The organism is Pseudoruminococcus sp. (assembly GCF_047012705.1).
In the GTDB taxonomy this organism is placed as follows: domain Bacteria; phylum Bacillota; class Clostridia; order Oscillospirales; family Acutalibacteraceae; genus Pseudoruminococcus.
Map to the genome: position 1 here is coordinate 164682 of NZ_JBKXNW010000001.1, position 12725 is coordinate 177406.

Consider the following 12725-nt stretch of genomic DNA (forward strand, 5'->3'; position numbering starts at 1 on the left):
CCTCCTGTCGATTATTTATCATCATCGGAATCGCTGAAGAAGTCGCCGCCTTCATAGTCGGAATCCTCTCCGAACATATCTTCATCGGCATCGTCCTTATCGTTTACGATTCCTCTTTCGTCAAACATATTGTCCTCGTCCTCATCGTCGCCATCGAGCATATAGCCATCCATAGTGGTCATGACATTCTTCTCGTTAAATTCGGAGTCGGAATCAGCGTTCAGACCGACATCATCGTCCTCATCAAAGTTTTGTCTGAGGTCGATTTCGTTATTATCCTTATCGAGAACCTTAACATCAAGAGCAAGTGACTGGAGTTCCTTAATAAGAACCTTAAATGATTCAGGAATACCAGGTGTAGGAATATTCTGTCCCTTAACGATAGCCTCATAAGTCTTAACACGACCGACAACATCGTCAGACTTAACTGTAAGGATTTCCTGAAGTGTATAAGCAGCACCGTAAGCTTCAAGTGCCCAAACTTCCATTTCACCGAATCTCTGTCCGCCGAACTGAGCTTTACCACCCAAAGGTTGCTGAGTAACAAGTGAGTATGGACCGGTAGAACGAGCATGAATCTTATCATCGACAAGGTGATGGAGTTTGAGGTAGTACATATAACCGACTGTAACAGGGTTATCGAACCACTCACCGGTTCTACCGTCACGCATTCTTGTCTTACACTCGTTAGTAATAATGCCGTCCTTTTTGAAGCATTCTGTAAAGTCAATCTTGCTTGGATTCTCAGGCGGCGGCAATTCTCCTGCCTTCGCCTTTTTCTCTATATCCTTATAAATATTAAAGATGTCATCTTCGTGAGCACCGTCAAAAACAGGCGTCATAATCTTCCAGCCAAGTGCCTTAGCAGCATATCCGAGGTGAACCTCAAGAACCTGACCGATGTTCATACGAGAAGGAACGCCCAATGGGTTAAGAACGATATCGAGCGGTGTACCGTCTGGGAGGAATGGCATATCTTCAACAGGGAGTATTCTGGAAACAACACCCTTGTTACCATGACGACCAGCCATCTTATCACCAACAGAAATCTTTCTCTTCTGTGCGATATAACATCTGACAACCTGATTTACACCTGGTTGAAGCTCATCTTTACTATTTTCTCTTGTGAATACCTTAACATCGACAACGATACCGTATTCACCATGAGGAACTCTAAGGGAAGTATCTCTGACCTCACGAGCTTTCTCACCGAAGATTGCTCTGAGAAGTCTTTCTTCTGCTGTAAGCTCTGTTTCACCCTTTGGTGTAACCTTACCGACAAGAATATCGCCTGTGTGAACCTCTGCACCGATGTGGATAATACCACGCTCGTCGAGGTCTTTAAGCATATCATCGCCGACATTAGGAATATCTCTTGTGATTTCCTCAGCACCAAGCTTAGTGTCACGAGCTTCTGTTTCGTACTCTTCTATATGAATTGATGTATAAACATCATCACGAACTATCTTTTCACTGATAAGAACAGCGTCTTCGTAGTTATAACCTTCCCAAGTCATAAATCCGATAAGAGCGTTCTTACCAAGGCTGATTTCACCGTTATTTGTTGAAGGACCATCAGCAAGGACTTCACCCTTCTTAACACGCTGACCTCTGTCAACTATTGGAATCTGGTTGATACATGTATCCTGGTTTGAGCGTGTAAACTTAATAATGTGGAAAGTTTCAGTCTTGCCTGAATCATATCTCATCTTGATTTGGTCAGCACTTACACTCTCAACAACACCATCTTCGGAAGCAAGGATACAAACACCTGAGTCAACGCCTGCTTTGTATTCCATACCTGTACCAACGATAGGTGACTCTGTTACGAGAAGCGGAACAGCCTGTCGCTGCATGTTAGAACCCATCAAAGCACGGTTTGCGTCATCGTTTTCGAGGAACGGAATCATTGCAGTAGCAACAGAAACAACCATTCTTGGAGATACATCCATATAGTCAGCTTTATCACGCTCAACTTCAACGAATTCATCTCTGCATCTACCGTTGATTTTCTCGTGAATGAAGTGTCCTTCTTCATCGAGTGGTTCGTTAGCCTGTGCAACGATATAGTTATCCTCAACATCAGCTGTCATATAGACAACTTCATTTGTAACAACGCCCTTATCTTTATCAACTTTACGGAAAGGTGCTTCTATCAAGCCATATTCGTTAATCTTTGCAAAGGTTGCAAGATATGAGATAAGACCGATGTTAGGACCTTCAGGAGTTTCGATAGGACACATACGACCATAGTGGCTATAGTGAACATCTCGAACTTCGAATCCTGCTCTATCTCTTGAAAGACCACCAGGACCAAGAGCTGAAAGTCTTCTCTTATGTGTAAGCTCTGCAAGAGGGTTATTCTGGTCCATGAACTGTGAAAGTGGTGATGAACCAAAGAATTCCTTGATTGCAGCTGTTACAGGACGAATATTGATAAGTGCATTAGGGGACATATTTTCAAGGTCCTGAGCTTGAAGAGTCATTCTCTCACGAATAACTCTTTCAAGACGGGAGAAACCTATTCTGAACTGATTTTGAAGAAGTTCGCCAACAGAACGGATACGACGGTTGCCGAGGTGGTCGATATCGTCAGTATTACCGATGCCGTTTGCAAGGCAGTTCATATAGTTGATACTTGCAAAAATATCATCAATGATAATGTGCTTTGGAACGAGGTCATCTCTTCTGCGGCAGATTTCCTTTTTAAGTTCTTCGTCATTATCGCACTCGCCAAGAATTTCGCTGAGAACAGCAAAACGAACACGCTCTTTAATGTCGCATTCTTCTTTTGCATCGAAATCAACGAACTTGGAAATATCAACCATTGCGTTTGATATAACCTTAACGATTTTGCCCTCGATATGCTCAACAAAAGCAATATTTACGCCTGCATCTTCGATTTCTCTTGCAAGAGCAGGAGAGATAACCTGGCCTGCCTCTGCCATAACCTCACCTGTGAGTGGGTTTGCGATAGGCTCTGCAATCTTCTGATTAGCAATTCTATTTGCTATGCCAAGCTTTTTGTTATATTTATAACGACCTACTCTTGACATATCGTATCTTCTTGGGTCGAAGAAAAGTGCATTGATATGTGCCTGAGCACTTTCTACTGTCGGTGGCTCACTTGGACGAAGCTTTCTATAAACTTCCTTGAGAGCCTCCTCGGTATTGCTGCATGAATCCTTTTCGATTGTTGCAAGGATTCTTTCGTCAGCACCGAAATAATCTATAATATCTGTGTCGGAGCTAAGACCTAAAGCTCTGATAAATGTTGTAACAGGGAGCTTTCTGTTCTTATCAATACGAACATAGAAAACATCGTTGACATCGTTTTCATACTCAAGCCATGCGCCTCTATTAGGGATAACTGTTGAGCTGAAAAGCTGCTTACCTGTTTTATCATATTCCATCTTATAGTAAACGCCAGGAGATCTGACAAGCTGTGAAACTATAACACGCTCAGCACCGTTGATAACAAATGTGCCGCTTGGTGTCATAAGAGGGAAATCACCCATAAATACTTGGCTTTCTTTAACCTCATCTGTTTCTTTATTGTGTAATCTCGCAGTTACACGAAGTGGCGCGGAATGAGTTGCATCTCTCTCCTTACACTCTTCAACACTATAATTGGGGTGTTCGGTATCAAGCTCATAATCAACAAAATCGAGCGTAAGATTACCTGTATAATCAGAAATACCAGAAACATCTCTGAAAACCTCACGCAGGCCCTCATCAAGGAACCATTGATATGAATTCTTCTGAATCTCGATGAGATTAGGCATATCAATAACTTCGTCAATACGGGCAAAGCTCATTCTCTCGGAATTTCCGAGACGCACAGGTTTGACATTTACCATTTGGCCAATCACTCCATTCATCATTTAACCGTCTTTAACTTTCCCTTTTATATTCGGCAAAGTCATAAAGAAAAATTTTTGAAAAATTAGACTTGATTTTTTGTCGAATATGTGATAATATCTTGTAGTCAAGCACACAAAAAGGGAATATTTATCTATTATGGTGCAGTATATTATTATAAATCCGTGGGAAGCTATTGTCAAGCATTTTTGCAAAGTTTCCTTATTTTTTTGCATTTTTTAAGAATTTATGCAATTTCATTTAAATAAAGTATTTTGAATTTTAACGCCGCTACTTAAGAAACACCCGACTGGGTTGTTATAAATTTAACTTGATATTGGCATTTTAAACAAGAAAAATCTCCTACGCTTACTAAAGCTGTAAGCATAGGAGATTCTTTTTTAATATTTAAGCTGCATTGTTGTATTGTTCGTCAGTAGTTGTTTCTTCTGATGAATTGTTTGAAACTTCATAATCTGAGCTTCCGAAAATAGCCATCTGGATTCTTGCTCTTTCTGCATCCCAATCGTTGATTGTAACAACATCCATGTCGTCAATCTTTGGGCAAGAGAAGTTTCCGCCTGACAAATCAGGTACGCTCGATGCGGTAACATCATAATTAAGATAATTCAAAGCATTCTGAGCAAGATAAACTATTTCGCCCTTGTCGAGGTCTGTTTCAATCATAGGTCCGACCTGATATATAATGCTCATAATCTGTGCAAGATTGGATTGTTTCATATCTTTCATAATCGTATTAAGAACGATTCTCTGGCGGTTTGTTCTATCCCAGTCAGAACCAGCACTATCTCTATCTCTTGAATACCAAAGCGCCTGTCGTCCATTAAGATGAACAACACCAGCTTTTGCGGTAATCTCGTGCCTTGTTTCTACCTGCTTATTTTTCCAGCACTGCCAGTTAATATAATCAATTTCTTCGTCAGTAAGCTCAAGGTCTATACCGCCGAGAGTGTCGATAATATTTGTAAAGCTATCAAAATCAACTATCGCATATCTGTCTATATCTACGCCGAAATTATATTCGATAGTTTCTATCGCAAGTTCCGCTCCGCCAAGTGCATACGAGGTATTAAGTCTATGAGGAAAATATCCCGGAATTTCAACCCACAAATCACGCAAGAACGATGTCATAACGAGGTCGCCTGTTCTATTATTGATAGAAAGCAAAATCATAGAGTCTGAACGACCATAAGCTTCGCCATCAACTTTTTTATCCGCACCAAAAAGCATAATATTAAGAACATCATTATCTGATTTTAAGGTATCAGGAATAGTACCCATATTATATGATGTTGTACTGCTTTCTACCGTTGATGAGCTTGGGCTTTTGCTTGAGGTCGAACTGCTGTTCTCTGGAAATTTATTATAGTTTATACGGCTTATTGAGCTATAAGCATATATACAAGCCGAACCACCTAATATAAATATAACTGAAACAAGACAGATTGCAATATTAGCAATCCACATTTTCTTAAATTTCTGAGATTTATTTTTCTTTGGGGCATTACCCGAGGGACGATTTCTTACCTCCACCGGAAAATTGTCTATATCATCATAGCTTGAATATGACGAATCAGAGAAAATATCCTCAAAGTCATCATTCTTGTGACTATCTTGCATAAATTCATCACAACCTTTCTAATGTTGCAGTATGTAACCACACAGGATAAAATGCCTAAACACCTTTCCATTCTTGTCATTATAGCCTATATATCGGTAAAATTCAACGAAATCTGCAAAAATCGGCGATATTAACAGAAAAATTCTCAATATAATCTTTCTGACGTCAACAAAAAATATACCAAGTATTAAACCTTTATATTGTTGTAGATTTATTCATTATCTCCTTTAATCTGCTCATCAAGCGTCAAACCATATGAAGGCATAAATTCTTTGATAAATTCTGCAAGCTCAGGCGTCATATTTTCTTCTATTATTTTTCTGGTACTTTCCTCTGCCTTAAAAAACTCCATATTACCCATTCGGCGTTCTTCAATACATTTTATTAACGCCGATAATCTATCTGCTGATTTTACGATTTTCCATATCTCCTCGTCGCCGTCTTGTACTGTAAAATATTTTTCATATTCTTCCCTCAAATCGTCCGGAAGAGTTGATAAAAGTCTTTCGCCCGCTTCTTCCTCAACCGCCTTATATGCCTCGCGCAGTTTTTTGCTTGAATATTTTATCGGTGTTGGCAAATCGCCTGTGATAATCTCTGTGCAATCGTGAAACATTGCGTAAACTGCCGCTTTATCTGCATCAATGTTTCCGCCGAAACGCTTATTCTTAATTATACAAAGTGCATGAGCAATAAATGCAACTTCAAGACTATGTTCACTAAGATTTTCGTTTCTTGTATTATTCATCAAACCCCAGCGATTTATGTATTTAAGGCGTGAAAGCGTAGAAAAAAAAGAATAGCTCATACCAAAAACCTCTCTGAACATTATTTTACAATAATAATAACATAATATTCGTCAATGTTCAACAGAATGGTATGAGCCGTTCATTATTTAGTTATTGAAGGATCTTAATTAGTTTTATGAATTGCTATCGAGTATAGTTACTTTTGTGCAGTGCATTATTCCTGGGTATGAGTCCGCAGCTACATCACTGCTGATAAGCACTCTGGACATAGGCTTGACATCAGCGGCAGTAGCAGTTTTTCCATTTTCAAATTTAATCTCTGCATCGGATAAATTAATTTCGTAGCAACTCTTCAGGTCATTATTAACACAGCTTATAAACTTATCAGCTGTAACTATTGCGTATACGCTGTCATTCAGCTTATCCTTTATGCTTTCAGGCACTTTATATGGGACAGCCTCTTGCAGAAGTTCTTTGCCTGTTTTTTTGCAGACATCTGACAGGTTATCGAATCTTAAAGATAATACCAATTTATTGTCTACGATATATTGACGCATCCCTGGTTGTCCAAAGTTTGCAGTTTCACCAAGCTGATTGATAATTTCCTTATAAGTCATACCTGCTTTAATTGCTTTTACATCAGAAGAACTAATCTTTGTAGAATTTGAAGAGAAGTAAGAATTGTTATTGTTAGTATCCGGTTTAGGTAGAGTAACTGAATGATATGTTTCGCATCCAATAATTACACTTGTGCAGTGCATAGTTCCGGGATATGAGTCCGTAGCTACATCACTGCTGATAATAACGCTTGACATAGGCTTGACGTCAGCGGCAGTGGCAGGTTCTCCATTTGCAAATTTAATATCTGCATCGGATAAATCAATGGAGTAGCAATTATTTGGGTCATCATTAACACAGCTTATAAACCTGTCGTCTACAACTATAGCAAATATACTGCCATTCAGCTCATTTTTTATGCTTTCAGGCACTTTATATTCAACAGCCTCTTGCAGAAGTTCATCACCCGTTTTTTTGCAAACATCTGACAGGTCATTGAATCTCAAAGATAATACCGATTTATCATCTACGATATATTGACGCATCTTTGGTCGTCCAAAGTTTGCAGTTTCACCAAGCTGATTGATAATTTGCTCATAAGTCATGCCTGCTTTAATTGTTTTTACATCGGAAGAACTGATTTTTGTAGATTTTGAAGAGAAGTAAGTATCATGACCGTCTTGGTCGGATGGTTTTGATGTTTTTGCTGAATTAGAACTTTCAGAATTGCTTGATTCTTTACTTGAAGCAGGAGCTTGTGAACTTGGTGCAAATCCACTTGTTTGTATACTTGATGAAGCTGATTTTGAAGCCTCAGAAAGTCCATTCTTTTGTGTGCCTGCAACGCTTAAAGTAGAAGACATATCATCATTTGTTTTAATCTGCTGTTTAGAAATGCCAGACATTATAAATCCAGCGGCAGTTAATAAACACATACATGCAGCAATAGGAGCAACTATTTTGAGAATATTCTTATTATACTTATTTTTAGGAAGTATTATAACATTATTTTCTTTATTTTCTTCGGTTTCCTTAGACAAGGTATTTAAATTTTCATTGCCTGCTTTTACTTGTGGGGAAGCTTCTTCAATAAATTTCTCATCAATTTCGCCAATGGCCTTAAGTAAATCTTCACTTTTCATAAATAATACCCTCTTTCTCTAAATGTCTTTTTAATTGTTTTCTTAAACGAAATAGTACAGATTTAATCTTTTCCTCACTGATATCATATTGTTCTGAAATTTCCTTTACAGAACGGGTATACCAGTATCTGCTTACAAAAATTTTTCTCTTTTCTGCTGTTAAACCTTCTAAAAAGCTATTTATCAATTGCGAAAGTTGTTTGCTGTAAATCTCATTTTCTACACTAAATTTATCTGAAATACATTCCTCAAGTTCTGAAAGAAGTACATCTATTTGTCCTGCACCTCTTTTTTGAGTGTTATTATGTTTTAATCTATTTAGTGATATATTTCTTGCCATTTTACCTAAGAACGCTTTTAAATTGTTTGGTTTACTTGGAGGAATGGATTCCCATGCCTTTTGAAATGTATCATTGACGCACTCTTCCGCATCTTCTGAATTTTGCAGAATAGAAAACGATATGCTATTGCAGTACGCTGAATATTTGTCGTAGGTTTCGCTAACAGCCTTTTCGGAACGCTCCATATATAACTCGACTATTTGCTTATCATTCATTTTCTCACCTCACTTATTGAAGAGCCCTTTCACTTATATAGACAACTTTTTATAAAATTTGGTTTCATTAATTTCTAAAAATCTTTTAAAATTTTATATTATGTTCTCTAAAAGTTTTCAACATTAAACATAATAAAATCCTCGTTGCCTTATTTGCATTAAAGTAGTATAATAATTTATATTATCACTAAATTGGAGAGTATTACAATGAAACTTTTATCAATAGAAAGCTCCTGCGATGAAACAGCCGCAGCCGTTGTTGAAGATGGCAGAAAAGTTATTTCTTCAGTAGTTTCTTCACAGGTCGAGGAACATAAAAAATACGGAGGCGTTGTTCCTGAGATAGCCTCACGCCGGCACTGCGAAAATATAAACGGTGTTGTCGAAAAAGCTCTTAAAGACGCTAATGTATCTCTTAACGAACTTGATGGAATCGCTGTAACACACGCCCCCGGCTTAATTGGTGCTTTACTTGTCGGAGTAAATTTTGCAAAAGGCTTATCTTTCGCAACCGGATTGCCACTCATACCTGTACACCATCTCCGCTCACACATCGCAGCAAATTATCTTGCTCACGAAAATCTCAAACCACCATTTCTCTGTCTTGTTGTTTCGGGTGGTCACAGTCATATAGTTGAAGTTATCGACTACACCACACTTAGAATTATTGGCAAAACCCGAGACGACGCCGCAGGAGAAGCGTTCGACAAAGCTGCTCGCACAATGGGTATGCCCTATCCCGGAGGCATCCACCTTGACAAAAAAGCTGAAAACGGAAATCCTCTCAGTTTTAAGCTTCCACACCCTCATGTTGACGGTTCTCCTTATGATTTCAGTTTTTCAGGCTTGAAAACAGCTGTAATAAATCTTATCCACAATGCTGAACAGAAGGGTGAAACACTTTCAGTTGAAGATTTGAGTGCCTCTTTCCGAAAGGCTGTTACTGATTGCCTTATTGAAAATTTCATAAAAGCCGCAACAGACCTCGGTTACAATAAACTTGTTATGGCTGGCGGAGTTTCAGCAAATTCATTACTCAGGCGCAGACTCCAAGAGGAATGTGAAAAACGTGGTTGGAAGTATTATTATCCACCGCTTAACCTCTGTGGAGATAACGGCGCAATGGTAGGTGCTCAAGGATATTATGAGTTTCTCGCTGGTCATACCGCAGGTATGGAACTTAACGCAAGAGCAACTATGAGCATAGATTATTAAAAATTTATAATTTTCCCATTTTCGTAAATATTACAACAAAATCTTCAATTTTTTCACGACATTAAGTTAAAAGCTTAATGCCGTGTTATTTTTTGATTTTTTAAGCTATATCTGTAATATTATTCAAAAAACACTTTAACAAGTTATCATCAGATGATTTTAAACAGTTTACAGAAAAAATTCAGTAGTCCTAATCGATAAATCCCTTTGTTGTGTTAATACATTTATTGATTGTATAATTGATGTTACCAAGGCATAAACTAATCTCAGGAAGTGAATACTTTGGAAAACAAAGACTGTAAGTGTCGTTGGAAAAACTGCAAACGGCACGGAAACTGCAAGGAATGTATAGAACACCACCAAAAAAATAATAAATATCCGCTCCCATACTGTATGCGAAAACCTAACAAAAAAGATAAAGATAAACAAACCTCTTAGAATAGAAATAAACTATCTAAGAGGTTTGTTTATTACTGAAATTTTATCTAAAAATAATAAATTGAGTGTGTAAACCGTTTTCGGACTACACACCCATAATAACATTAATATTTTAAAAATGATACTGCGTTAAGGGCAAAAACTAAACAATCGTTAATTTTACCATCGATACATAGACAATTTTATACCGCTCTGTAAATCTATTAATAAAGAATATATCAATCTAAAAACAGATTTACCCCTATTCTCTTTTGCAGTCCTTTTATTTATTTATAATACAAATAAAGCACTTTTAAGAAGGTTTAGCTTGTAGAATCTATATTACAATATCTGAAAATCAAATTTTTCATTTGCTAACATAATTTCACAGCCAGATTCCAACTTGATTTCAACTCCACTTGGTATCATTTCACCATTTATAAAGGTATGATTAGTAGAATTAGTGTCAACTATATAATATTCTCCATTTTTAGTAATTATATTCGCATGGCTTCTGCTTATTGCAGGATTATCAGCTATAAAATAATCTACAAAACTTCTTTCTTTGCCTATATAAAAACTATTTTTGGTTATGGATATCCTTTCGCCATTTTTCTTGCGAATAAGATATGCTAATTTTACACCTTGGGAATCATCCCCACCGTTCATATTTAATACAGTAGTTTCACCTACTCTTGGTTTTGAATTAAGAACAGTTGTATCTCCAAAAGCCGGTTGGGTAGAATTCATCTTTGAAAATTCCTGATTATATGGAGCAGATGCCTGTGTATTGTTGTTTTGTTGAGGAGCCGATATTTGATAACCTGACATCATATTCGGTGTATTTCCTACAGCTTGCTGTTGTGGTATAGGTTTTATAGGTGCAGCTTGCTGGGCAGGACTTTTTACAACATTTGGAGTTTGAACTGGATTGTTCTGTGAAGCATTCGGCATAGAATTTCCATTTTTTCTTGCCTGCTTTTGCGCTTTGTATATGGCAGCATTTTCTTTATTATAATGCTGAAGAAGATACATCATAGTCATTGGCTTTTCGTCTGTTTTTTGTATTATTGGCATATTTTCAGACGGAGACATAGGAATTTTTGCTTTAGGTGCAGCAGGAATAGCCTGAACAGGCTGCTTTGTTTGAGAAACAGGAACATTCGCTTGGGCATTTATATTTGGCTGCTGAATAGGTCTTTCCATTACTGCTGCAGAATTAGACGAATTTTGCATTCCTGAGGTTGCCATATAACCTCCTGATAACTGCTGAGGTTGTTTAATAACTCCCTGTGCTGAACCATTATTAGTTATCTGTGAATTCTGAATAGGTGCAGCTTGTCTTGGAACATTATATGCTACACTATTATCTTGTTGAGCAAGTGTTTCATATATACTATCTACCACATTCTTAAAATCTGCATAGGAAAATGTTCCTGCACTATTCAAATAATTTATAAGTTTAGCTATATAATCGCAATTTTCAGATTGATCAAAATTCAGCGTAAATATTAGATTTTTGAAAAACGACAGCATATCATTTTCATTTTTACTTATATCACACGGTAAGCAAACCATCTCTACCTGACACGAGCTTACATTAACAAAAATATAATCTAAATCAAGAATTATATTTTTAGGTTCAATCATATAATCTTCTGCTGTAATAAAGGCTAATAATATTCCATGAAAAACACTTATAAGCTTTCTTTTATTTACTGTTCCTGAAAAAAATTGACCAACGCTTATCTTAGAAGAAATATTGTATTTTATATATTTGGTATCATCCATACTTCCATAAATTGACTGTAAAAAGCCGTCAATTTTATTGTTTGTTATCATTCCAAGTGTAAATTCATCTACTTCTAAATCTTTTGGAAATGTAAATTTCAGATATGTATTTGTTCCATAATTTTCATAGGAAAAATATTCATTCATTATAAATCGCTCCTCGTACTTACCACATTCTTGCTCTTAATGTTATCTCTCTATCGAAAGATGCAAAGCCATTAAAATTAAATATAAAATCTTGTTTAAACTTAACATTGATTATCAAATCTTTGCCATTAATTTCGGAACCCGAAAAATCCAAAGAGTCAATTCCACCCTTTATACCATATTTTTTAAGAATATCATCTGCTTCCTTTTCGCCTTCAGTAATATCCTTATTATTGGTAAGATAACCTATAAAACGCCGTTTTATAACCGGTAATGGTTTATCTGTATTAGTTCCTGGATTATACCATTTTATATTTGTTTGAAAATTTGAATTATCTTTATTATATAAATTCAAATTATCTAATAAATTCATACTTCCGTCATATGAAACAAGAGCTTGATAAAGATTATAAACTAAGCTTATGCTTTCGTTGTTTTTATCATATTTTACACTATCTCCTGCGTATGAATCAATAGATAAACTTTGGGTACTTTGTATCAATGCGTGATTTATAAGTTGCTGACCGGAAAACATAAGAATCAATCCATATAAGAATAGAATAATAAACATAAACATTGGCATCATAATAGCAGCTTCTAATGAAATTGTTCCATTATCATTATTTTTTTTAACAGAATATTTCATA

Annotated in this window: 8 protein-coding genes; 1 reads left to right on the forward strand and 7 read right to left on the reverse strand. The window is 36.6% G+C overall.

Annotated features, from left to right (window positions below):
• Nucleotides 1-11: 11 nt before the first annotated feature.
• The 5 genes from rpoB to ACLU24_RS00805 all read right to left on the reverse strand — a co-directional run bounded on the left by rpoB (nucleotide 12) and on the right by ACLU24_RS00805 (nucleotide 8508).
• The gene (gene rpoB, locus ACLU24_RS00785) at nucleotides 12-3860 is read right to left on the reverse strand and encodes a DNA-directed RNA polymerase subunit beta (RefSeq protein WP_412609478.1); all 3849 of its coding nucleotides are present in this window, start codon (nucleotides 3858-3860) and stop codon (nucleotides 12-14) included.
• A 409-nt stretch (nucleotides 3861-4269) separates the two neighbouring features.
• Entirely contained in the window at nucleotides 4270-5502 is a 1233-nt protein-coding gene (locus tag ACLU24_RS00790; RefSeq protein WP_412609481.1) for an LCP family protein, read from the reverse strand.
• 212 nt (nucleotides 5503-5714) lie between these two features.
• The gene (yfbR, locus tag ACLU24_RS00795) at nucleotides 5715-6311 is read right to left on the reverse strand and encodes a 5'-deoxynucleotidase (RefSeq protein ID WP_412609483.1); all 597 of its coding nucleotides are present in this window, start codon (nucleotides 6309-6311) and stop codon (nucleotides 5715-5717) included.
• A gap of 114 nt (nucleotides 6312-6425) precedes the next feature.
• On the reverse strand, nucleotides 6426-7952 hold the full coding sequence (locus tag ACLU24_RS00800) for a hypothetical protein (RefSeq protein ID WP_412609485.1): 1527 nt from the start codon (nucleotides 7950-7952) through the stop codon (nucleotides 6426-6428).
• Nucleotides 7942-8508: an RNA polymerase sigma factor gene (locus tag ACLU24_RS00805; protein ID WP_412609488.1), complete on the reverse strand. Its 567-nt coding sequence runs from the start codon at nucleotides 8506-8508 to the stop codon at nucleotides 7942-7944. The genes ACLU24_RS00800 and ACLU24_RS00805 overlap by 11 nt, the downstream gene beginning before the upstream one ends.
• Before the next feature lie 207 nt (nucleotides 8509-8715).
• Between ACLU24_RS00805 and tsaD the strand changes: the two genes are divergently transcribed.
• The gene (gene tsaD, locus ACLU24_RS00810) at nucleotides 8716-9723 is read left to right on the forward strand and encodes a tRNA (adenosine(37)-N6)-threonylcarbamoyltransferase complex transferase subunit TsaD (RefSeq protein ID WP_412609490.1); all 1008 of its coding nucleotides are present in this window, start codon (nucleotides 8716-8718) and stop codon (nucleotides 9721-9723) included.
• Between the two features lie 759 nt (nucleotides 9724-10482).
• Here tsaD and ACLU24_RS00815 read toward each other — a convergent pair.
• Entirely contained in the window at nucleotides 10483-12078 is a 1596-nt protein-coding gene (locus ACLU24_RS00815) for a DUF6382 domain-containing protein (protein ID WP_412609493.1), read from the reverse strand.
• Between the two features lie 19 nt (nucleotides 12079-12097).
• Entirely contained in the window at nucleotides 12098-12724 is a 627-nt protein-coding gene (locus ACLU24_RS00820) for a TadE/TadG family type IV pilus assembly protein (protein WP_412609496.1), read from the reverse strand.
• Nucleotide 12725: the final 1 nt, after the last annotated feature.